This is a genomic window from Streptomyces sp. 12E, from assembly GCF_055633275.1.
In genome coordinates, this window is record NZ_JBVNCJ010000001.1 from 356,954 (window position 1) to 379,363 (window position 22,410).

Annotated in this window: 16 protein-coding genes and 1 pseudogene; 8 read left to right on the plus strand and 9 right to left on the minus strand. The window is 75.5% G+C overall.

The features are described 5' to 3' along the window. Nucleotides 1-297 precede the first annotated feature (297 nt). The 3 genes from ACZ8ZB_RS01690 (at nt 298) to ACZ8ZB_RS01700 (ending at nt 3,768) form a co-directional block, all read left to right on the plus strand. Complete coding sequence (locus ACZ8ZB_RS01690) at nt 298-1,149, plus strand: hypothetical protein (RefSeq protein WP_470735929.1); 852 nt, start codon at nt 298-300, stop codon at nt 1,147-1,149. Nucleotides 1,150-1,299: 150 nt separating this feature from the next. Beyond that, the gene (locus tag ACZ8ZB_RS01695) at nt 1,300-2,187 is read left to right on the plus strand and encodes an AurF N-oxygenase family protein (protein ID WP_470735930.1); all 888 of its coding nucleotides are present in this window, start codon (nt 1,300-1,302) and stop codon (nt 2,185-2,187) included. Nucleotides 2,188-2,235: 48 nt separating this feature from the next. Next, nucleotides 2,236-3,768 (plus strand): FAD-dependent oxidoreductase, encoded by a 1,533-nt coding sequence (locus ACZ8ZB_RS01700; RefSeq protein WP_470735931.1) that lies wholly within the window; start codon nt 2,236-2,238, stop codon nt 3,766-3,768. 25 nt (nt 3,769-3,793) lie between these two features. On the opposite strand, the gene ACZ8ZB_RS01705 is transcribed toward ACZ8ZB_RS01700, so the two are convergent. Further along, nucleotides 3,794-4,774, minus strand: coding sequence for a GlxA family transcriptional regulator (locus ACZ8ZB_RS01705; protein ID WP_470735932.1), 981 nt, complete (start codon nt 4,772-4,774; stop codon nt 3,794-3,796). Nucleotides 4,775-4,900: 126 nt separating this feature from the next. Here ACZ8ZB_RS01705 and ACZ8ZB_RS01710 point away from each other — a divergent pair, with 126 nt between their 5' ends. Continuing rightward, on the plus strand, nt 4,901-5,863 hold the full coding sequence (locus ACZ8ZB_RS01710) for an NADP-dependent oxidoreductase (RefSeq protein ID WP_470735933.1): 963 nt from the start codon (nt 4,901-4,903) through the stop codon (nt 5,861-5,863). A gap of 138 nt (nt 5,864-6,001) precedes the next feature. Continuing rightward, nucleotides 6,002-6,417 (plus strand): annotated as a pseudogene (locus ACZ8ZB_RS01715) (DUF475 domain-containing protein); the annotation flags it as partial. Between the two features lie 106 nt (nt 6,418-6,523). Here ACZ8ZB_RS01715 and ACZ8ZB_RS01720 read toward each other — a convergent pair. After that, nucleotides 6,524-7,096, minus strand: a complete 573-nt coding sequence (locus ACZ8ZB_RS01720) for a hypothetical protein (protein WP_470735934.1) — start codon at nt 7,094-7,096, stop codon at nt 6,524-6,526. A gap of 162 nt (nt 7,097-7,258) precedes the next feature. Between ACZ8ZB_RS01720 and ACZ8ZB_RS01725 the strand changes: the two genes are divergently transcribed. Then, a complete protein-coding gene (locus tag ACZ8ZB_RS01725; protein ID WP_470735935.1) occupies nt 7,259-7,768 on the plus strand; it encodes a hypothetical protein in 510 nt (169 codons plus the stop codon). Between the two features lie 88 nt (nt 7,769-7,856). Here ACZ8ZB_RS01725 and ACZ8ZB_RS01730 read toward each other — a convergent pair whose 3' ends face one another. Genes ACZ8ZB_RS01730 through ACZ8ZB_RS01750 form a run of 5 tightly spaced genes read right to left on the minus strand, consistent with a single transcriptional unit; the run spans nt 7,857 to nt 20,257 of the window. After that, nucleotides 7,857-9,614, minus strand: a complete 1,758-nt coding sequence (locus ACZ8ZB_RS01730; RefSeq protein ID WP_470735936.1) for a hypothetical protein — start codon at nt 9,612-9,614, stop codon at nt 7,857-7,859. Continuing rightward, nucleotides 9,611-13,138: a vWA domain-containing protein gene (locus tag ACZ8ZB_RS01735; protein WP_470735937.1), complete on the minus strand. Its 3,528-nt coding sequence runs from the start codon at nt 13,136-13,138 to the stop codon at nt 9,611-9,613. Before ACZ8ZB_RS01735 ends, ACZ8ZB_RS01730 begins: the two co-directional genes overlap by 4 nt. A gap of 5 nt (nt 13,139-13,143) precedes the next feature. Then, entirely contained in the window at nt 13,144-14,313 is a 1,170-nt protein-coding gene (locus ACZ8ZB_RS01740; RefSeq protein WP_470735938.1) for an ATP-binding protein, read from the minus strand. Between the two features lie 35 nt (nt 14,314-14,348). After that, complete coding sequence (locus tag ACZ8ZB_RS01745; RefSeq protein ID WP_470735939.1) at nt 14,349-19,406, minus strand: hypothetical protein; 5,058 nt, start codon at nt 19,404-19,406, stop codon at nt 14,349-14,351. Further along, nucleotides 19,403-20,257 carry a DUF4132 domain-containing protein gene (locus tag ACZ8ZB_RS01750; RefSeq protein WP_470735940.1) on the minus strand — a complete coding sequence of 285 codons (855 nt, stop codon included), beginning with the start codon at nt 20,255-20,257 and terminating at the stop codon, nt 19,403-19,405. The genes ACZ8ZB_RS01745 and ACZ8ZB_RS01750 overlap by 4 nt, the downstream gene beginning before the upstream one ends. Before the next feature lie 208 nt (nt 20,258-20,465). Here ACZ8ZB_RS01750 and ACZ8ZB_RS01755 point away from each other — a divergent pair, with 208 nt between their 5' ends. Next, nucleotides 20,466-20,684: a hypothetical protein gene (locus ACZ8ZB_RS01755; protein WP_470735941.1), complete on the plus strand. Its 219-nt coding sequence runs from the start codon at nt 20,466-20,468 to the stop codon at nt 20,682-20,684. A 19-nt stretch (nt 20,685-20,703) separates the two neighbouring features. On the opposite strand, the gene ACZ8ZB_RS01760 is transcribed toward ACZ8ZB_RS01755, so the two are convergent. After that, nucleotides 20,704-21,177 (minus strand): DUF4396 domain-containing protein, encoded by a 474-nt coding sequence (locus ACZ8ZB_RS01760; RefSeq protein WP_470735942.1) that lies wholly within the window; start codon nt 21,175-21,177, stop codon nt 20,704-20,706. A gap of 395 nt (nt 21,178-21,572) precedes the next feature. On the opposite strand from ACZ8ZB_RS01760, the gene ACZ8ZB_RS01765 reads away from it, so the two are divergent. Next, the gene (locus ACZ8ZB_RS01765; protein ID WP_470735943.1) at nt 21,573-21,803 is read left to right on the plus strand and encodes a hypothetical protein; all 231 of its coding nucleotides are present in this window, start codon (nt 21,573-21,575) and stop codon (nt 21,801-21,803) included. On the opposite strand, the gene ACZ8ZB_RS01770 is transcribed toward ACZ8ZB_RS01765, so the two are convergent. After that, on the minus strand, nt 21,767-22,369 hold the full coding sequence (locus tag ACZ8ZB_RS01770) for a DUF998 domain-containing protein (protein ID WP_470735944.1): 603 nt from the start codon (nt 22,367-22,369) through the stop codon (nt 21,767-21,769). The genes ACZ8ZB_RS01765 and ACZ8ZB_RS01770 overlap by 37 nt on opposite strands. Nucleotides 22,370-22,410: the final 41 nt, after the last annotated feature.

The following is a 22,410-nucleotide window of genomic DNA, read 5'->3' on the forward strand; positions in this document are numbered from 1 at the left end:
TGCGGAAGGGGGCGTGAGCCCGCTGTCGGTGGGGGACGTGACTGATTCCTTTCCGGGGCGTGCCGTGGCGAACGGAACGTACCAGCGCCTCCGGGGAGGCCCCGGGAAGCGCGCTCGGGATCGCTTGTGCCCGGTGATCACTCGGATACTCGGGCGCGACGTGGTGTCCGTTCTCACCCGTGTGCCTCCGCTGCGCTGGTCGCCCGGGCGGACCGGTGGTGCGGTGGGAGGACAAGGGCGGAAAGCGCCCGGAGCGGGTCGGCGCCGGGGCCTTCGTCCCATCCTCAGGAGGCACTCGTGACCACCCCTCGCCCGATCGTCCGCTCGTCCCGTGTCCTGGCCGCCGTACTGGCCACCGGGACGCTGCTCACCACGGCGGCCTGTTCCGGCACGGACGACGGCGCGCCGGCCGGGCCGGAGACCGCCGCGGCGGCCGCCGCGGCGCAGACCGGATCACCCACGTCCACCCAGTCGCCCCCGACGTCGTCGCCCACGCCGGATCTCAGCGAGACCGGTGCGCGGAACGCGCTGATCACCGAGGCGGACCTCGAGGACGGCTGGAGGCAGGTCGAGGATCCGGAGGAGTGGCGGGACTCCCTGCTCGTCGGACAGGTCGACGCGGCCGCGTTCCTCGAGGGGCGGAGCGACGCGTCGGAGTGCCGGCGGCTGATCGACTCGCTGTACGACGAGACGCTGCTGGGCGCCCCGTCCGGGGCGTCGGCGCTCAACGGGTTCCAGGAGGGCGACTCCCGGCTCCTCCACCAGGTCGCCGCCTACCGGGAGTCCGTTCTCGACGAGTCGATGAAGTGGCTGAGGTCGCTTCCCGACACCTGCGACCAGTTCACCCTGACCGGCGGCGACAACGGCGACCGCACCGTCCAGGTCGTCGAGATGTCCCTGCCCGAGGAGGGTGACGCACGGCAGGGACTGACCGTGACGGTGAAGGGCGAGAGCGGGGGCGAGCGCGTGACCCTCACCCTGGAGGTGGCCGCCGTCCGGATCGGCGCGAACGCGATCACGGTCACCAACGGCGGGCTCGGCGGCGTCGACCGGGAGAGCACCTCGGCGGCCGTCGAGCAGGGCACGCGGCGGCTTCAGGAGGTCCTCGCCGGCCGCACGCCCCAGCCCACTCCCAGCGGAGTCGAGTGAGTCCGGGACGGGGGACGACATCCGGGACCCGGAGGCCCCTCTCCCCTACTCGGGGGTAGGAACGCGGCTCCTCTTGCTATACAGTTCGTCAGCAAGCGGGGTTGTTACCCGCGGTAATACTGACCGGACTCGATACGAGGAGCCCTCGGCATGGGGAACAGGACCTCCGACGACGGCACAGCCCGGCGGCTGCTGGACTCGTCCGCGCAGCTCTCCTACGACCCGCTCACCGAGGTCGACTGGGACACGCCGCTCGACACGGACTTCCACGGCGCCAGCCCGGAGTGGAGCACGCTCTACGGGACGGCGTACTGGAACGAGCTGACCGACGCGCAGCGCAAGGCGCTGACGCGCCAGGAGGCGGCGTCCGTCGCCGGCACCGGCATCTGGTTCGAGATGATCCTGCAGCAGATGGTGCTGCGGGACATCTACGCCAAGGACCCGACGGACGACACCGTCCAGTGGGCACTCACCGAGATCGCCGACGAGTGCCGGCACTCGATCATGTTCGCCCGCGGGGCGAAGAAGCTCGGGGCCCCGGCCTACCGGCCGCACCGGGTCGCACGCGAACTGGGCAGGTTCTTCAAGACCGTCGCCTTCGGCGAGGCCGCGTACGCGGCGATCCTGGTCGCCGAGGAGGTCCTCGACGTCATGCAGCGCGACTGGATGCGCGACGAGCGGGTCGTGCCCTTCGTCCGCACCATCAACAACATCCATGTCGTCGAGGAGTCCCGGCACATGAAGTTCGCCCGCGACGAGACACGCAGGCACCTCGCGCGTGCCGGGTGGCTGCGCCGCCGGGTCCACGCCCTGCTGATCGCCGTCGCGGCCTACGTCATCGTCACCAGCATGGTGAACCGGAAGGTCTACGCGAACGCCGGCCTGGACGAGGCGCGCGCCCTGCGCGAGGCGAAGGCCAACGAGCACCACAAGTCGATGATGCGGGCGAGCTGTTCGGGCCTGATGGAGTTCCTGGCCTCGGTGGGACTTCTCACCGGGCCGGCGCTCCACTTCTACAAGCGCGCCCACCTCGTCTGACGACCTCCGGTCCGCGCTTCCTCCCGGCCTTCGGCAGAGTGGACGACCATGGCCTTCGCGATCACCCAGACCTGCTGCAACGACGCCACCTGCGTGTCCGTGTGCCCGGTCAACTGCATCCATCCCACGCCCGAGGAACGGGCTTTCGGCAGCACGGAGCTGCTGCACATCGACCCCAGGGCCTGCATCGACTGCGGTGCCTGCGCCGACGCCTGCCCGGTGGACGCCGTCCTCCCGGTCGACCGGCTCACCGGCGGACAGCGGGAGTACGCGCGGATCAACGCGGCCTACTTCGAGCGGGACGGGACGGCCCCCGAGCAGGCGGGGACGCCGACGCGTCCGGGCCCGAACCTCCACGTCTGGGGCGAGCCGTCCTTCGACCGGGTGCTGCCCTCGGACTTCGGGCCGCTGCGGGTCGCGATCGTCGGCACCGGCCCGGCCGGCATGTACGCCGCCAGGGACCTGCTGCTGCACACGCGGTCCGAGGTGACGTTCGTCGACCGGCTCCCGGTCGCCGGCGGGCTCGTCCGGTACGGCGTGGCGCCGGACCACCCGGCCACGAAGAAGGTGGGCGAGACCTTCGCCCGCTTCCTCGCCCATCCGCGCGCGCGGACCTACCTGGGCCTCGACGTGGGCACCGACGTCACGGCGGCGGAACTCGCCGCGCACCACGACGCGGTGATCTACGCGGTGGGCGCCGGCACGGACCGGCGGCTGGGCATCCCGGGCGAGGAGCGGCCGGGCAGTGTCTCCGCGACCACGTTCGTCGCCTGGTGCAACGCGCATCCGGAGGTCGCCGCGGACGCCGTCGACCTGTCGTGCGAGCGTGTGGTCGTGGTCGGCAACGGCAACGTCGCCCTCGATGCCGCGCGGATCCTCGTCACCGATCCGAAGACGCTGGCCGGCACCGGGATCGCCGGCCACGCGCTGGCGGAACTGCGCCGCGGCAAGGTGCGCGAGGTGGTGCTGCTCGGGCGCCGCGGACCGCGGGACGCGGCGTACACCAGGCCCGAACTGCTCGCCCTGAAGCACCTTCCCGGGGTGGATCTGCTCATCGACGACCACGATCCGCGCATCGGCGCGGCGGTCGACGCCTCCGGCGCCGGGGACAAGGCGGCGGTGCTGCGGGACGTGGCACGGGAGGCCGTCGACTGGTCCCGGTCGCCGAGCGCGGCGGGACGGCGGCGGCGCATCGTGTTCCGCTTCCTCTCCTCCCCCGTGGCGGTGTGCGGGGGCGAGGCCACGCGTGCCGTGCGGGTCACCGGCGGCACCGCCGGGCTGGAGATCCCGGCCGGCCTGGTGCTGCGGGCGGTCGGCTGTCGCGGGGTGGCCCAGGCGGGGCTGCCGTTCGACGAGGCCACCGGGACCGTGCCGCACGAGCGCGGCCGGGTGGCCGGCAGACCCGGGACGTACGTCGTCGGCTGGATCAAGCGCGGGCCCTCGGGAGGCATCGGCGCCAACCGCGCCTGCGCGGCCGAGACCGTCGGCTCCCTGCTGGCCGACGCGGTGGCGGGCGCCCTGCCCGCACCGGCCGGCGGGCCGAGGTCCTTCCGCCGCCTGGTACGGCGCCGTCGCCGCTGACTGCCTCGGCGGGATCTCGAGACGGTCAGCCCGTCGCCGTCAGGTCCGGGGCGTTGTGGGCACGGCGGTAGGCCAGCGGGGACAGGCCGAGGTGGCTGGAGAAGTGCTTGCGCAGTGCGACGGCATCGCCGAAACCGCTCGCCGTGGCCACGCGCGTGACGGTCAGATCGGTGGACTCCAGCAGCCGGCGCGCCTGGTTCAGCCGGCACTGCAGCAGCCACTGAAGAGGGCTGGTGCCCACCTCCTCGCGGAACCGCCGGGTGAAGGTGCGCACGCTCATGTGCGCGTGCCGGGCCATGTCCTCCAGGGTGAGGGGTTCGGCCAGCCGGTTCAGGGCCCACTGCCGGGTGGCCGAGGTGGAACGGTCGGCGTCCTTCGGCACCGGGTGCTCGATGAACTGCGCCTGCCCGCCCTCGCGCCACGGCGCGACCACGCACCGGCGCGCCGCCGCGCCGGCCACCGCCGCTCCGTGGTCCCGGCGGATCAGGTGCAGGCACACATCGATGCCGGCGGCCCCGCCCGCCGAGGTCAGGATGCGTCCGTTGTCGACGAACAGGACGTCCGGATCGACCTCGACCCGGGGGAAGAGCCGGGCGAACGCGTCGCAGAGCGCCCAGTGGGTGGTGGCCCGCAGGCCGTCCAGCAGCCCGGCTGCCGCGAGCAGGAACGCCGAGGTGCACAGGCTGACGACGCGGGCGTGCGGACCGATCCGGGCGAACGCCCCGGCGACCTCCGCGGGCAGCTCGCCGGTGGCGAGCAGATGCCCCTCGGGTTCCTGGGTGGCGATCACCACGGTGTCCGCGTTCTCCAGGAGGGACTCGTCGTCGTCGACGACGATCCGGAAGCCCTCGTGGGTGCGGACCGGCCGGCCGCCGAGCGAGCAGGTCGTCACGGAGTACAGCGGTGCGCCGGACGGATCGCGCGCCGCGCCGAACACGCGTGCGGCGATGCCGAGGTCCATGGTGAGGACGCCTTCGAGAGCGAGAACGGCAATGCGATGCGCCATGGCCGGAATGGTATGACAGGTGGCTCTCCAGCCACTCGCCGCGACCGGGGTGACGCGACGAAGCTGATGATCGCCGGGCGCGGCCCGGCCCTTCGTACAGGCGGAACGGACAGGAACGAGGAGAGCATGAGCGAGCACACCATGCGGGCCGTCACCATCGGCGAGTTCGGCGGGCCGGAGGTGCTGACCGCCGGACGGGTCGCGCGTCCCGAACCGCTGCCGACCGAGGTGCTGGTGCGGGTGCACGCCGCCGGCGTCAACCCGGTGGACTGGAAGACCCGCGCGGGACAGGGCATGGCGGGACTGCAGAAGCTGCCGCTGATCCTCGGCTGGGACGTCTCCGGGGTCGTCGAGGAGGTCGGTTTCGGCGTCACCACGCTCGCACCCGGTGACGAGGTGTACGCGATGCCCTGGTTCCCGCGCCCGGCCGGTGGCTACGCCGAGTACGTGACGGCGCCGTCCCGCCAGTTCGCGCGCAAGCCCGCCTCGGTCGGGCACGCCGAGGCCGCCGCCCTGCCCCTCGCGGCGCTCACCGCGTGGCACGCGCTGGTCGACACGGCGGGTGTCCGGGCCGGTCAGCGGGTACTGGTGCACGCCGCGGCCGGCGGGGTCGGACATCTGGCGGTGCAGATGGCCCGGCACCTGGGCGCCGAAGTGGTCGCGACCGCCCGTGAGTCCCGGCACGCCTGGCTCAGGGAGCTGGGCGCCGACGAGACGATCGACTACACCCGGCAGCGCTTCGAGGAGGTGGCCGGCGGGGTCGATGTCGTCATCGACCTGATCGGTGGCCTGGACGCCACCGACGTGCGGTCGGTGGCGGTGACCCGGCCCGGCGGCCTGGTCGTCTCCGTCCCGGGCGGCGTCTCCCGGGCGCTCGCCGCCGCGGCCGGCCGGGCCGGGGTGCGCACCAGCCCGCTCCTGGTGGAACCGGACGGCGCGGCGCTGACCGCCATCGCCGGTCTGGTCGACGCGGGAGCGATCCGGGTCGAGGTCGAGCGCGTGTTCGCGCTGGAGCAGGCCGCCGAGGCGCACCGCCGGGGCGAGACCAACCGCACCCGCGGCAAGCTCGTACTGGACGTCGCGGGGTGATCCGCGTGCGGCCGACGGACCGCCCGCGCGGTGTCGGCCGCCTTCCGCGCCACCGGCGTAGCGGACCTCCCCGGAAGAGGCACCGGAACGGGGCCCGTCCTCCGGCGAGGAGCGCGACGAGAGAGCGGGGAGTGCCGCGTGCTGCTGAGGACGTTCCGCCGGGCCTTCGCCGTCACGGGCCTCGGCCTGGCCGCCGGAGCTCTGTACGACGGCTGGACGGCGCTGGGCGTGGTCGCCGTCCTCGCCGTCGTGGAGGTGTCGCTGTCCTTCGACAGCGCGGTGATCAACGCCGGCGTCCTCACGAGGCTCGACGCCTTCCGGCAGAGGATCTTCCCCGCCGTCGGCATCCTGATCGTCGTCTGCTGCATGCGGTTGCTCCTCCCCGTCGTCATCGTCTCCGTCACCGCCCGGATCCCCCGTCCCGGGCCGTCCACCTCGCGCTCACCGACAAGGACCGCTACCAGGAACTCGTCACCGACGCGCACCCGTCGACCGCCGCGTTCGGCGGGACGTTCCTGTCGACGGTCCTCCTCGTCCTCCTCCTCGGCACCCGGTACGAGGTCGACGACATCGTCACCGGCCTCATCGGTGTCGCGTTCACCAGCGCGTCGTCCCACTCCTGCGTACGCCGGTGAGCCCTTCAGCGGGTGCTGCCGAGAATCACCGCGTGACGGTTGCGCGGCGCCGGACGGTCCGCCTCCGGGAGACGCCGCCGGCCGTACGGGACCCGGGCGGGCCGGGGCTTCGCCACGTCAGTGTCAGCGAACCGCCGACCGGCAGCGCGTGCCAGCGGTCGGCGTACTCGTCGAACCGGGAGACGATCCGGTCGACCACCGGGGGGATCTCGCCCGCCGTCACATACGCGGGCAGCCGCCGCGCACGGCCGCGCCGCACCTCCCACACGGGCACGGCGATGCCCGCCAGGCGCTCCGACAGGGCCATGTCCGCCTGTGCCCGGGGGGACGACTTCACCGGCCTGGACTTGCGGCGCCTCGCGGCCTTGGCGCGTTCCGCGGGATCGGCGGGCCAGAACAGGCCGTTGTCACCGGCGGCCAGTTGCCCGTAGACCCCGAGCCCGATGCCCGCCTCCTCCTCGACCAGGAAGTGCACCAGGTCGTGCGGCAGGTACGGATGTCCGCCCGGCCCGTTGCGCGGGGCGAGCGCCGCCCCGGTCTCGCGGTGCACCGCGATGTCGTAGCTCGTGCCGGGCCCCTTGGTGAAGTCGACGCGCATGACCGCACGGTAGGCGACGGCCGCCGCCGGACGCACCTCGTTTCCGTGCCGGACCGTCCGGCCCGTCCCCTTCCGCACGGCCGGAGAGGGAAGGGAGCGGCCCTTCCGCGCCCGGACAGCGACGCCGACATCGAACCGGCCGGGAGAGGGCAGACATGGACCATGTCCACCCATGCGACGGCTTCACCCGGAGTGCAGGTCTGTTCCCTGAAGCGGGACACGCCGCAGGCGATTCCGGCGAACAGCCCTTACACGGTCGTCAGGTTCCCGTTCGGGACCGCGGAGTCCACCGATCGCTTCGCCATGCACCAGGTGAACCAGCCGGACGGGTATGTGGTCACGAGCTGGGACACGGACGCCCGGTCCGGGCTGATATGGCCCAGTACGGCCGGCTGGGGCGTCCTGTACGCGATGATCCAGTGGGAGGCCGGGAACTACGACGAACTGCGCGACCAGTTCGTCCGGGACCCGCTCGGTCTCACTCCGGCGCCCAACGACACCACGGCGACGGAGCACCGGCCGCCGAGTCCCGGCATGCAGTGCTGGACGAAGCAGTGGGGCGTCTTCGTCGACCCGGCAGTTCCGCTCGCCGTGCGCGCCACCCATGACGACAGCGTGGCGCGGAGCATCGTCCTGGCGGAGTTCAAGCTCGTCGTCCACGAGGCTGCCTGACGATCCGTGCGGCGTTCCGCACCCCTGCGCGGTGACCGGGGCGACGGACGGTGACGGGGACGGCGTCGAGCAGCCCTTTCGAGGCCCGTCAGGAGGCGCGGGGGACCGCCGGGAAGGCCGCCTGGTCCGCGGCGGCTCGCCAGGCGGCCGCGCACAGTGCCCGTTCGACCTCGTCGGTGTAGACGGCGGCGGCTAGCCAGGCCCGGGCGAAGTGGTCCGCGTCGGCCGGGAGCAGGCGGCCGAAGGGGTCACGGGAGCGCTCCGCGGCGGCGGCGTGGAGGTCGTCGAGGAGATCGCCCGCCGTGGCCAGGCCGAGACGGCGCAGCCGGGCGCCGTTACCCGACCGGTTCCCGGCGAGGGCGAGGACACGGCGGCCTCCCGGCACCGCCTGGTGGACGCGGCGGCGCAGCAGGTGCAGCGGGGCCTCGTCCCCGGTGGGGGCGGTCCGCGCGGGTGGCGCGACCGCGTCGGCGGGCAGGTCCGCGCGCTGGAGGCGGTCCAGGCCGAGGTCCACCCGGGCGCCGGGGTCGGTGGGGTGCTCGACGGCGAGCAGCAGGGCTCGCGGATACGGTCCCGGTGCCAGGCGCGCGACGATCCGCAGCCGGCTGTCCCCGGCGGCGGCGAGCAGGCGGAGGTTGTCGCGGCAGGGGAGTGCCGGATCGTCGTGGGCGACGGCCAGCCGCAGGGGCAGGCCCGCGCAGTCGGCCAGCAGACAGTCGCCCGTCGCCTCCCGCACCGTGCCCGCGAGGGTCACCTCCAGGAACAGCAGGTCCTGCCCGCCGTTCAGCGCCCGGGCCACTTGCTCTGCGGCGGGTACCGCCCACAGCCGGTCCAGCGGGTCGGCGCGCCAGGCGGCACCGGAGGCACGCACCGCCCGTACCCCCGCCCCCGCGCCGAGACGGCCCGTCGGGGAGACGGTGGCCCCGGACACGGCGAGCCCCGCGCGCGACAGTTCCCGGTGGGTCAGGGCGGTGTCCCCGATCCGCACGGTCCGGTCGGCGGCGCCGGTCGCCCGGGCGGGCCCGCCCGGCGCCACGTCCGAGACCGTGTACAGACGCCCGTCCGCGTCGGCGGTCCAGGTGACCGCGCCCGCGTATCCGGTCGCGGTGAGGACGGGCTCGGAGAAGAGCCCGTACAGCCGCAGGGAGCCGTCCGGGCGGTACGGCTGCCGGACCGTGCCGCGCAGTCCGGCCAGGTCCGGGCCGGTGGCGTGCGGGAGGCGGTGGGCGACGCCCAGGACGGCGGCCAGCGCGCCGGCGAGGTCGGTGAGGCGGTGTCCGGGGTCGGCGGAGCGGGCCGCGCGCACCCCGGTCACCACGGAGACCGCCGCGGCCGAGGCCCGTGGGAGGCCGGCGAGGCGGGCGGTGTGCGCGGCGTGCAGGAGCTCCGCCTGGAGCACGGCGCCGGCGCCGTCCGTGCCGGCCTCCAGGACGGCCGCGGCCGCGTCGAACACCGCTCGGGCCGCGGCCCGTTGTTCCGCGGTGGCGGTCTCGGGCTCCGTCGGTGCCGGCCCCGTCTCCCCCGCCGGCTCCGTGACCTCGGCGGGGGCCGGGGCCTCCTCGGCGACCGGCGCGGCCGAGGCCGCCGCCGCGCGGTGCAGGCAGTCGGGGGCCAGCAGGCATCCGCAGCGGATCGCGTCCGCGTCGGTCACCGTCCCGCCGGGCGCCCGCAGGACGACGTCGGTCTCGTCGTCGACGGCGATCCGCACGGTGTCCCCCTCCCGGACGGCCGGACGCGCCAGGAGCTTGGCCACGCCCGCGTCCAGCCGCTTGCGGAGCCGGGGCGAGAGCGCCGCGACGAGGCCGGCGGTGACGGACGGGACGACCGGAGGCAGGTCCGGGCTCATGCGATCTTCTCCCCTACCCAGCGGGCGAGTTCGAGCGGACTGAGGGCGGCGACGGGCATGCCGGCCGCGACGAGCCGGCCGGCGACCCCCGTGGAGTAGCGGGGCCGGCCCGTGTCGTCGAGGCTCGCGCAGCCCAGGACGTGGCAGCCGGCACCGACCAGTGCGCGGACCTCGGCGAGCAGACCTCCCAGCGGGTAGCCCTCCTCGAAGTCGCTGACGACCACGACGAGGGTGCGCGAGGGCACGGTGACGAGCTCGCGCGCGTGCCGCAGTCCGGCGGCGATGTGGGTGCCGCCGCCCACGCTGACCTCCAGCAGCAGCGACAGCGGGTCGTCCACGTGGCCGGTGAGGTCGACGACCTCCGTGGAGAACGCCAGGAAGTGGGTGGAGAGGGTCGGCACCCCCGCCAGGACGGAGGCGGTCAGCGCGGCCCACACCGTGGACGCCTCCATGGACCCCGACACGTCCGTGACCAGGATCAGCCGCCAGTCGGCGGCCCGGCGCGCCCGGGTGCGGAACACCGGGTGCTCGGGGATCACCCGCACCGTGCCGTCCGGGGCGCGGCGCGCGGTCGCCAGGTTGGCCCGCAGGGTGCGGGGCAGGTCCAGGCCGCCGCCGGGCCGTCTGCCGGGGCGGGGCAGGGCGGTGCCGTGCAGGGCGGGGCGCAGGCGGGTGGCCAGCTGCCGGGTCAGCGCGTCGACCAGCCGCCGTACCAGTGGGCGCAGGGCGGCCAGCCGGGCCTCGGGCAGTCCGCCCGCGTGCCGCAGGACGGTGCGCAGCAGGTCCACCGAGGGCCGCACGCTGTCCGCGTCCAGCTCGGCGAGGACGTCCCCGCGGCCCGACGCGGCGGCGGTCGCCAGCACTTCCTCCCGGATACCGGGTCCGAACAGCGCGGCCAGTTCCTCGGACCACTCCCGTACTCCGGGGTACGGCGCCTGGCGTCCCCCGCCGGTTCCCGGGCCCGTGAGGTCGCCCCGGCTGCCTTCCCCGCGTCCGCTGCCGTACAGCTCGTCCAGCGCGGTGGCGAGCGGTGCGGCGGACGGCGGCAGCCGGTCGGCGCGGCGGCCGAGGAGGAGGCGCCAGCGGTCGGCGGGGGCGAGGCCGCGCTCCCCGGCGTCCGCCGGCACACCGCGCTCCGGCGCGCCCTGCGGCGGACCGCCGCCCGGTGGGGGCAGCAGGTCCAGCGACCGCAGGGTCGCGCGGGCCGTGAAGTCCGCTTCGGTCCAGGTGGCGAGCGTGGCCGGGGCGACGTCGTCCGTGTCGGCGATGTACGCGGTGCCGAGGCGTTCCTCGACGGCCGCGAGGAGGCGGTCGCGGGCCGCGGGGCTCAGGGTGTCGAAGCCGCCGCGCAGTGCGGGGAGCCGGTCGAGGAACGCCCGGTCGGGCAGCTCGGTCACCCGGGTGAGCAGGGGCTCCAGCGCGGGCGCCGCCGCCTCCAGCAGGGGGCCGGCGGCGGTCAGCAGTCCGCCGAGCCGGGCGGTGAGGGCGGCGCGGGAGTCGGGGTCGGTGGCCCCGTCGACCCAGGAGGCCACGCGGTCGCCGAAGGCCCGCGCCTCCTCGTGTCCGAGCAGGACGCGTACGGCCCCGGCGGCGCCGCGCATCAGCGGGGAGCCGCCGGCGGACAGGCGGTCCAGGGCGTCGGCGAGCCGGATGCCGCCCAACAGGTCGGCCCGGTGGGAGAGTTCGAGCAGGGCGTGGGCGTCGGCGGGGTCCTCGGACCCGGTCAGTCCGTCGACCTGCCGCACCGCCGCCGCCGTGAGCAGCTCCGTGGCGGCGGCCACCCGGGAATCACGGTCCGGACCGGCGGGGAGTCCCGGGACATGACCGGCCCGCAGCCGGTCGAGCAGGGCCAGCCCGGCGAGGAGCTCGGGCAGGGTGCCGGCCTGGGGCAGGACGTCGGCGACGTCGGCGAGCCGTTCGTCCGCGAGCCCGGTCAGGCCGCACTCCGCCGCCCGTTCGAGCCCTTCGAGGGCCTGCGCGGCGGTCGGTCCGCCCTCGTCGCGCTCCTGGCGTCGCCGTTCGCGCAGGACTCCTTCGGCGGCCTGCGCGGGGGTGACTCCACGCACTCCGGCCGCGGTCAGCACGGCCGCCGTGGCGGGGGTCCAGCGCACCTCCCAGCGGGAGGTGAGGGCCTCGGCGCCACCCGCGCCGACGACCTCCTTGGCCTCCCCGTAGGGCACCCCGCACACCGTCAGCCGGCGCAGCAGCAGTTCACGGCACCGGTCGAGGCCGGACCGCAGCGGGTCCAGACGCAGGTCCCGTGCGGGACCGGGGCCGCCCTCCCCGGGCCCGGGCAGGCCGAGCCGGGCCAGCTCGGCCTCGACCGCGGGGACGAGCCCGCTGCGCGGCGCCCCCGGGGCGGGACGCCCGGTGCGCGTGCCGACGAGCACGCGTTCCATCGCCCGTGCCACGGCCCGGCCGCGCCCGTACGGCTCGCCCTGCGCGAGCACCGTCTGGACGGCTTCGACCAGTTCGCCGCGGCCCGCCGCGGGCAGGCCCCGCAGCCGGGCGAGGTCGGAGGCGAGCCGGCCGATCTCCCGGGCGTCGGCCGGTCCCGAGGGGTGGCCGAGGCTCCTCAGCTCGGCGCAGACGCGTACGGCCGCCCGGGTCAGCGCCTCCTCCAGCGCGGCCGGGTCGCCCGCCGCGCGCAGGACCATGTCCTGCCACTCCGGGTCCCGGATGCCCGCCGGGTAGCCGGACCGCTCGTCGAGGAGGGCGTAGGTGTACGGGATCAGCGAGGTGTTCCACACGGTCCGTTGTGCGTCGTCCGCGGCCGTCGTGTCCTCCTCCCCCGTGTCCCGCCGCAGCAGCGCCGGGGCGTGGAAGGCGCCGACCACCACGGCGGCCCGCTCGCCCCGTGCGGTGGCCTCGGCCAGCCGGGCCCGCATCCAGCGCTCGCGCCGCAGGTCCAGCTCCGGTACGCCGCCCGAGGCGACCGCGTCCTCGCGCAGGGCCCACCCGGTGAGCAGGGCGGCCCGGCGCAGGGCCTCGGGCGGGGAGCCGGGGGCGGCCGCCTCGACGAGCCGGTCCCAGAGGTCGTCGCCGGGGCGGCCCGTCAGCCGGGCCCGCAGCGCGCCGGCGAGACCGGATCCGCCGGCCCCCGTCCCCGCGGCCCGGCGTCCGTCGGTCCACGCCCGGTCGGCGAGCGGCAGGTCGCAGGCGACCACCGGTACGCCGTGCCGGGCGGCCCAGCGCACGGCGGCCAGTTCGGGCGAGAAGTCGGCGAACGGGTAGAACGCCGGTCCCCCGCCGCCGCCCTCGCCGGGGGCGGCGGCGAGCGCCACCGGGGCCCGCGTCTCCTCGTGCCCCAGCCACGGCAGCCACCGCTGCATCTCCGCGGGCAGCTCGACGAGCAGTACCTCCGGCTCCGCCTCGTCCAGCAGCGCGGGCACGGCGGCGGCCAGGGAGGGCGCGTGGTGCCGTACCCCGACGAGGTAGGGCGCGGACGGGCCGGTGAGGGCGGCGAGCGCCTCGTCGGGCGGGACGGGCGGGCCCTGCGGGGCCGCTCTGCGGGAGAGGGACACGGCCGTCAGCCCTCCAGGACCGTACGCAGGTCCCACAGGGTGCGCCAGGTGGCGGAGCCCTGCTCGGCGCGGCGCCGGACGGGACCGTCCCAGTAGCCGCGCAGCCGGGCGGCGTCGGCGGGGTCGTCCTTGCGGACCACGCCGAGCAGGTGCCCGGGCAGCAGTCCGAGGACGTCGCGGTCGCCCGGGAAGTAGGCCGCCGCGAGGGCGAGCGCGCCGGCGACGGACACGGCCTCGGCGGTGCTCATCACCGTCGACGGCCGTTCCACCTCCCAGCCCTCCGCCGACCGGCCCTCGCGCAGGTCCCGGAAGGCGGTGACCAGGGCCTCCAGCACGGCGTCGTCGACCTGGAACGGCGCCCCGGCGCGCTCCACGGACGCCCGCGCCTGGCCGCGCACCAGCGCGGTCTCGGCGTCGAGGTCCCCGATGGGACCGACGGTCTCGAAGTTGAAGCGGCGTTTGAGGGCCGCGGACATCTCGGAGACGCCCTTGTCGCGGAGGTTGGCGGTGGCGATGAGGTTGAAGCCGGGCGCCGCGTGCGCCAGCGCGTCGTCGGTGCCGGCCAGTTCGGGTACGGCGATGCGCCGTTCGGAGAGCAACGACACCAGCGAGTCCTGCACTTCGGGCAGGCAGCGGGTGACCTCCTCGACGCGGGCGATCGCGCCCCGGGACATGGCGGTCAGGACGGGGGACGGCACGAGCGCCTGCCGGGTGGGCCCCTGGGCCAGCAGCAGCGCGTAGTTCCAGCCGTACTTGAGCTGGTCCTCGGTGGTGCCGGCGGTGCCCTGCACCACCAGGCCGCTGGTGCCGCACACGGCGGCGGACAGCAGCTCCGACAGCATCGACTTGGCGGTGCCGGGCTCGCCGACGAGCAGCAGACCGCGCTCGCCGGCGAGGGTCACCACGCACCGTTCGACCAGGGCCCGGTCCCCGACGAACTTGGCCTCGATCACCATGCGGTGCGGGACCCCGTCGGGTGCCCCGGCGCCGTCGGGGAGCTTCAGGGGCCGGCCGTCGCTGCCCATGACGAACGTGACGGCCGCGCGCGGGCTGAGCCGCCAGGCGGGCGGCCGCGGCCCGTCGTCGTACGCGGCGAGGAAGGCGAGTTCGGTGGCGTACCGGTCCTCGGGCGGGACGATCTGGCGGGCCGGGGAAGGGGACGGGGTGGTGGTCATCGGCGCTGGTTCTTCCGGGTGCGGGCGGACGGTGGTCATCGGCGGCGGCCCTTGCGGGTGGCGCGGGTGGTGAGTTCCTCGTAGGCGGGTGCGTCGCCGGCGCGGACGCGGTCCCAGGCTCGCGCGAACAGTTCGGGCACCGGCAGCAGCGGCACCACGCTGGAGCGGTCGTGGATCGGGTAGAGGCCCCGCTTCCAGATCTCCACCGGCCGGGCGGGGGACTTCAGGTCGAGCCAGCCGCACGGCAGGAAGAGGGTCCGTCCGGCGCGGGCCCGCTTCGCCTCGACGACCAGGCCGGTGGCGGCCAGTTCGGCGCGGGCCTTCTTCGTGCGGGCGGGCTTCCAGCCCGTCCAGCGGGCCCGGTTGCGGTCCGTCGGGTCGGGCAGGGCCAGCAGTTGCAGGTAGAGCGCCGCCGCGTCCTCGCCCAGCCCGTGGGTCCCTGCGACCTCGGCGACCAGGCCGGGCACGCTCAGGGTCGGGTCCTGGGCGTAGCCGGTGGGTCCCGCGGGGTCGGTGCCGGCCGCGAGGGCGCGGGCGAGTTCGTCGCCCAGGATGGTCCGGAGCGCCTGTACGCCGTCGCGCCGCCCGGATCCGACGAGTCCCTCGATCAGTCCGAACAGGGGGTCGTCCACCGCGGTGAGGGCGCTCGTGCGGACCAGGACGGCCTCCTGGTCCCCGTACCAGGGGCGCAGCACCAGCGCCTCGCCGACGGGTGTCAGTCCGTGCGCGTCGGCGCCGCCGGTGGCGGGCAGCCCGTACGCCTTGCGCAGCTCGACGGCGGTCGACGTGCCCTTCTCGGTCCACTCCAGGTCGAGGTCGAGCAGCAGCCCGGGGTCCGCGACGCGGCGGCGCAGCGCGGTGAGCCCTTCGGGCAGGACGGCACGCAGGGGGTGCCCGTACGGCAGGCAGTAGGCGAGCCCGGCCAGGGCGTCCACGGCGCGCGTCAGGTGGTACCGGCCGGGCAGGGCCCGGGGGTCGTCCGGTACGAGGTCGCCCTTCTCGTCGGGTCGCTGCACGGTGGTGCGGCTGATCCAGGGGGTGCGGCGCGGGTTGAGCACTTCCTCGACGGAACCGGTGGGCACTCCCGCCGGGGAGAGCTCCGCGGCGAGGTCCTCGGGCAGGCGCACGACCCCGTCGAGGCGCTCGGCCCACACGCGGCCCGCCGCGTCCGTGTCCGGTCCGGTGGTCCACAGGCCGGCGGGGTCCTCGGGGAGCAGTGCGCCGATGAGCGCCAGTCGGTCGCCGGGCTCCAGCGAGCCCAGCAGCCCGTCGCCGAGTTCCTTCTGGCGCGGCTTCAGACCGGTGGCGGCGATCACCTCGTCGGTGAGCTGCGGCGGCCGTCCGGCGAGCAGCAGGGCTGCCTGTACCGGGCCCAGCCCGTCCTTCGTCGCGGCGGCCAGGGCGGCGGGCGCTTCCGGCTGCCAGGGCGCGGCGCCCTTGTCCCGGATCAGGCCGGTCACGGCGGCCAGCGCCTCGGCCGGGAACGCCGGCGGGTGCGCGGTCTCCCGCTCCAGCGTGAAGTGCGCGACGGCGCCGAAGACGCCGGCCGGATCGTGGTCCAGGGCGAGCCAGCCGACCCGCCCGGTGCGGTGGTCGACGTTCTGGCCGCCGATGACGACGACGGTGCGGCCCTCCCGGCGCAGCACCTGCCCGACACGTTCCTGCTTGTCGTGCGGCTCGCTCAGCACCACCTCGCGCAGCGCGCCCCCGGGCGCGGCCAGCGGACCCTCCGCGATCGCTTCGAACAGCAGGAGCAGCGCCCGGCGGTGCGGCTCCGTCAGGGTGGGCGAGGCGGCTCGGTAGGCGAGCGGGCGCAGCGCGTCGAGCACGCAGGGCCACACCATGCCGATCCCGGGGACGGTGAACTCGTCGCTGCGCCACCCGTCGGCGGTCCCGGTGAGCCGGGACGCCGCGGACAGGGGTGCGCCGTCGGCGGGCTTGCCGGACAGGACGTGGTTCACGGCACGGATCTGGCGCAGTGTGCTCCAGCTCCGTGCGCTGCCCCACCAGCCGTGCAGCTCGGCGAGGCCGGAGGTCGCCTCGCTCAGCGTCCGCTCGTCGCCGTCCTCGGGGCTGTAGTCGGCGAACATGCCCTGGAGACGCCTGCGTTCGGTCTTGGGCCGCTCCGCCGGAGGCGTCACGAAGGTGGCGACGGACGCCGCCAGGCGCAGCACCGCGTGCACGAGGGCGGCGACACCGGTGAGCAGGTGGGGCTCGGTGAGGGCGGGCAGGGAGCGGGACACTGCCTCCCGCACCACCGTGTCGGCGGCGGGGACGGCGGGCTTGCCGGCGGGGGCCCCCGCGGGGTTCCGCCCTCCGGTGGCCTGCGGGGAGCCGGCCGGCTCCCCCGCCACCGCGATCCTCGCCTGCCGCTCGGCCAGCGCCCGGGCCCCGGCGCGCAGCAGTTCCTCGGCCTGTTCGTCGCTCAGTGCCCGCAGGAGCGCCGAGGCGTTCTCGTCGCGCGGCCGCAGCGCGTGCCAGAAGTCGACCGGCGGCACGAGCCGCGTGCCGGCGGCGAACTCGCCGCCGCGCTCCAGCGGTGTCAGCCGGCCCAGTTCCCGTACGGCGCTGGTGTCGTCGGTCGTGTACAGGGCGATCTGACGGTGGCGGGCGACGACGACGGGCTCGACGCCGCCGGGCAGCCGCAGCGCGCCGATCGCGACGCCCGGTATCCGTCCGTGCGCCGTCGGCAGGGTGACGGTCCGGCCGTCCGGCGTGCCGACGGTGGTGCGGGCCTCGTCGCCGTCGCCCTCGGTACGCACCCAGCGGCCGAGGACCGTGCCGTCCGTGCCGAACGGGCTGTCTTCCAGGCCGGGTTGCAGGGGCAGCACGGCGCAGTGCTGCTGGAGGAGGGTGGCGCCGTCGCGGATGCCCGAGCGCAGGAAGGCGGGCAGCGAGGCACGCCCGTGCGTGCCGGTGGCCGGGTCGTACTCGAGCCACACCTGCCGCGTCCCCTGCCGTCCCTGGCGCCAGTACGAGGTGCCGTCCCCGAGGATGCGGCGCGCGGGTGGCAGGACCGTGTCGCCGGCGTGCAGGGCGCGTCCGCCGGTGGCCCGTCCGCCGTCCGGCAGCGGGATCGAGGTCTCGCCGGCGTCGCCGCTGCCGTACCAGTGCGGGAGCTGTTCCCCGCCGAGCGGGAACACCTCGGCGGGGCGGGCCGACCAGTAGCCGTACTGCTTGCCGTCGTGCCGCCACATCACCAGCAGTTCGCCGTCCGTGTAGCGGAACGACGGGCGCTGCCAGCGGTCGAGTCCGACCGGCAGCCGCAGGTCGTGCTCCAGCAGGATGTCCTGGGGTCCCACGACGACCGCCTTGTGCCGGCGGGAGAGGATCAGGGCCGGCCAGGCCTCGTGGACGGCGAGGGTGTCCGCGCTGTCGCTCCGGGCCACGGCGTCGAGCCGGCGCAACGCCTCGTCGAGGGCGGGCCAGCCCAGTTCGTCCGGGACGCCGGCGCGCAGGGTGTTGCCGAGCAGCGGTGCGATGTCGAACGCGGCGGCCCGGGCGACGGCCTGCGGGCTGATCCGTGCGGCGATCGCGCGGAACGGGCTCAGCCGCTCGAGCGCCGCGCGGGCGGCCGCCAGACCGGTCGCGCGGTGCAGCTCGTCGGCGGCGTCGTCGAGCCACTCGCGGAGCACCTCGGCGAGCACGGGGTGGCCGGCGATCCCCTCCGGTGTCCCTCGGCCGGTGCGCCGGTGGTGGTGCTTGCCGACGGCGTCGTAGAGCATGCGGCGGCCGTGCCGGTCCGCCGCGACGGCCGTCAGGTCGCGCCGCCCGGACCGGGTGTCCTCCAGCCACCGGCCGAGGTCGAGGTGGACGTCCGTGCCGGCTCCGGGCGGGGCCAGCGGCACGTCCCGTGCCACGCACAGGTCCAGCAGGTCGAGGTCGGCGCCGGCGTGCCAGCGGCCGGTGAAGAGGTCGACGGGGCGGCCCTGGTCACGCAGGCGCGCGGCCATGCGCTCCACGAGCGCGAGGGTGGCGGGCGAGCGGTCGCCGACCGTGCCGCCGTGCTTGCGGTGCAGGGCCCAGCGGGTGAGCCAGTCCGCCGCGTCGACCGCGTCCGCCGCCTCGTCCTCGCCCGTGAGCAGTCGGTCCGCGCCGGTCTCGGCGAGCAGCTCCAGCCAGGACTCGTCGTCCTCGACGGAGCGGCCGAGACCGGCCGGCATGATCTCCAGCAGCCGGACGCGTACGGCGGGCTGCCGTCCGGCGAGGAGGACGAGGGTCGCCCGGTAGGTGTTCCAGAAGGAGGCGGGGGCCCGGACCGCCGCGGGCGACACGAGGAGGTCCGCGACCAGGGCGCACTCCTCGGTGTCCCGGTCCAGGCCGGCGGCCTTGATCAGGGCGCGGGCGTCCTGCGGCAGCGACGCGTACGGCGGCATGCCGGCCGCGCAGCGTTCCACCGTCAGCTGCCGGAACTGCGCCCAGGCGTCGGCCGGGCTGAGCCGTGCCGCGAGCGCCTTCACGTGCTCCTTGAGCGCCTTGACCGTCAGGGCCCCGGCGAAGGCGAACTCCAGGAACACGGCCCGCTGCCGCTCCTCGTCCACGGTCAGCGCGTGCACCCGCTCCGCGTCGCGGGCCTTGCCGAAGAACGCCGCCGCGTAGGTGGTGTTCTCGTGCTGGAGGAAGACGCGGGCGGCCTGCTCGTAGAAGGTGGGCAGGAAGTGCGGCACGGCCCGGCCGAGCCGCTCGCCGAGCGCCTCGAAGCCCTCCTTCGCGGTGCCGGGGCGGGACTTGGCCTGCCGGGCGAGCCGCTCGACGTCCTTGACCAGCGCCAGCGCGTGGTGCCCGTTCGCCGGGTCGTTGACCAGCGCCCACGCCGGGAAGCCGAGGGTCTCCCGGCGCACCTGCCCGACCTCGCGGGTCTCCGGCTCGCGGACCAGTCCGAGGAAGTCCAGGGCGAGGTCCTCCGCCTCGCCCAGCGTGCCCGGCACCAGCCGCACGACCTTCCGCCCGTCCAGCGCGGTGTGCGTGTACGTGCGGACGGTGAGGACGTCGGCGTCCTCCCGGTCGGTGGTGCCCGGGGGCAGCACGGCGCCGGCGTCGAGCAGCGCGGCGGAGGTGGTCTCGTCGTACGTGAATCCGTCGTACGTCGTCATGCCGCACGCTCCTCGTCCTCGATGTCGCGCCCGGCGTACAGCGCGGCCGCCATGCGCATGCCCTCCGACCAGGCCACCGGCCCGATCCGGCCGAGCTTCAGCACCCGGCCGGCCGGGTCGGTGAAGACCAGGGGGCCGGTCTCCGTCTCCTCGTAGCCGTCGTAGTCGCCGACCCACACCCGGGCCTCGACGGCGCGGCCGTCCTCCACGACGGAGCACACGGCGTGGCCGCCGCGCACGCGGTAGCCCAGCTGGGTCGCGCGGCCGTGCAGGAACCTCAGCTCCTTGAAGGCGCCGCCCGCGTAGTCCTCGACGGAGACGGCCCCGGCGTCGAGTGCCGCGGGCCGGTGCCACACCTCGCGGAACAGCTGCTGGGCACGCTGTTCGACGCCGAGCTCGACGGCGAACTCCCGCAGCTCCTCCAGGTCGTCGAGGAGCACGGGGTGCGGCAGGCGGACCAGGCCGGGGGTGAGCCGGACGGTGTCGCCGTCGAGGTCGACCAGGCCGAGGCCGCGCTCGGGGTCGGCGTCCCGCAGGAACCCGGCCACCGCGCCGTCCGCACCGGTGACCACCACGTCGCGGAGGGCGGCCTGCCAGGCGGGGTCCGGCCACACCCGCGCCAGGACCGCGAACGGCACCGGCAGCGAGCGCACCATCCACCGCTCCACATCGGCCAGGCACTGCCGTTCGTGCCGCTCCAGCCACTCGGTGAGCTGACGCAGCCCCACCACCGCCGGATCGTCGGCGATCTTGGACGGCACCGACTTCAGCCGCCGTCCGGCCGCGTTGCGGCACACCACCTTGCCGCCGTCGAGGGCGACTTCGTAGCCGCCTGCCGACACCCACCCCATGCGTGCCTCCCGCACCCGCAGTGATCAAGTGACGGGAACTGTAGAGGAGGGCTCTGACAACGGACCCCGGGGTCCTCCTCCCCCGGACGGGCACCGCCGCGGAGCGGGGCCATCAGGGTGGTCGCAGGCCGTGTCGGGCCGCCGCCCCTGGGACGGCTGGCCATCCTGGACCGGTAGCGCGGCCCCTTTCGAGCGACAGGAGCACGGCATGCCCATGGACCCGGTCGGACGGTTCCTCACAGCCCTGGACCCCCACCACCGGGAGGCCGTCAGCAACAGGCCCCGCGAGGAGCAGGAACGGCTGGCGGCGGCCTGGGAGCGGGAGCTGGAGGCCGACACCGAACTCGACACCCTCGACGAGTTGTCCCCGTCGGCGGCGGAGGCCGAGGCGGCCCGCCGCGTCCTGGACCGCGAGCCCTGGACGTAGCGCCCCGAGCGCTTTGCGGTCAGCGGTGCGCGTGGGCGGCGGCATGACCCTTGCCGCGGCCGATCATCCACTTGTTCACCGGGGTGGTGACCGCGAACGCCACGGCGAAGCCGCCGATCAGCGCCGACCAGAACAGCCCGTCCGACAGCTGCGCGTCCATCGCGCCCGGTGTCAGGGCGATGATCGTGTTGTCGACCAGCTCCATCACCGCGATGGAGACCGTGTCGGCTGCCAGCGCCACCCTGATCGCGGCCCTCAAGGGCAGGCCCGCACGCACCACCGCGAAGAGCGTGAAGGAGTAGCCGAAGAGGAAGGCGAGGGCGATCGCGAGGACCATGGTCGGTACGTTCCCCCACAGCAGGGCCGTGCCGACGACCATGCCGAGGATCTCGCCGACGGCGCACCCGGTCAGGCAGTGAAGCGTCGCTCTCACCGCCGTCGCCCAGGACGCGTGGCCGTGCCCGGCGGCGGTGCGGTGCGTGTCGTGTCCCATGGCCCTCATCCCCATTCGGCGTTCCGGGCGGCCGGTGCGGCCCATCGACGGCAACATATACCCCCCAGGGGTATATTCCCCGGAGTGTCGGCGGCGTGGACGGCCTCGTGCCACGGGCGTTCCCGCCCGGTCGGCCCCGGTGAGGGCGCTCGCGCTCCGCCGGGACGGCACACGACCGGTGAGCGGATCGGACGACGGAACCGCACGGCCGCGGGACACTCCCCGCCGAGCACCGGAGGCGACGCTCCGCCGGCTCACCGGGCGAGCCCAGGACGTCGCGCTCGACGGCGACGCCACCCCGCACGCGGTCAGCCGTGACGACCCCGGCGCGCCCGGAACCCGGACCCGCACCGGGCAGCGGCCCACGTCCGCGGGCGGATTCCGCCGCCCCGGGCGTGCCGGCCGCTGACGTCAGGCCGCTCGGGCGGGAGTCGCCCGGATCGGTCGCCCGCGCCGAGGCCGGCCATGAACGCGCCCGGACGGCGGCCGCCGCGGGCGGCGCCCGGCGCCACCGCCTCGCGCTCGCCTTCGACGGCCTGCTCGCCTTCGACGCCCGCACGCTGCCGCGCCTCATCACCCTCTCAGCCCGTCATGCCGCGGGCTGCTCGTCGCCGCCCCCGGCATGACGGAGGCAGGAGACGACGACCACGAAGGGCCACAGGGACTGAAGGGCCGTCACCACGCGTTCCGCGACACCGGCCGCCCCCTGACGGCGCGTCTCGACGAGGAACCACACGGCGCCGACGACCATCAAGGCGGTCGCCGCGGCCGAGACCGCCGGCCGCAGCGCCCATGGAGCGGCGCCTCCGCCGGTGGCCAGCAACGGCCACAGGGCCAGCAGCGCGAATCCGACGGCGGCCACCGCACCGTGCCGCAGGGACCCCCCGCTGCTCGGCACCGGCAGCAGCGCCACCACCAGCGCCGCCACTCCGCCGCCGGCCAGCGCCACGCGTCCGGCCGTCGCCGCAGCCCGCAGCCCCCAGGCGGTGAGCAGATGGCAGGCGCCCAGCGCCAGCAGCGCGACGGTCATCACCCAGGACCCCGCTGCTCCGTAGGCCGCCAGGACGCTGATCGTCTGAGTGACGGGGTCGTAGGCGGGTCCTTCCAGCGACGCCGCGATCGTCCAGCCCCCGATCAGCAGGGCGGGCGCACACCCCGAAGAGAAGAGGACCCATCTGGGAACAAGCGGCATGGAATTACCATAAGACCCACCTAACCGTACCTCGGTGGACA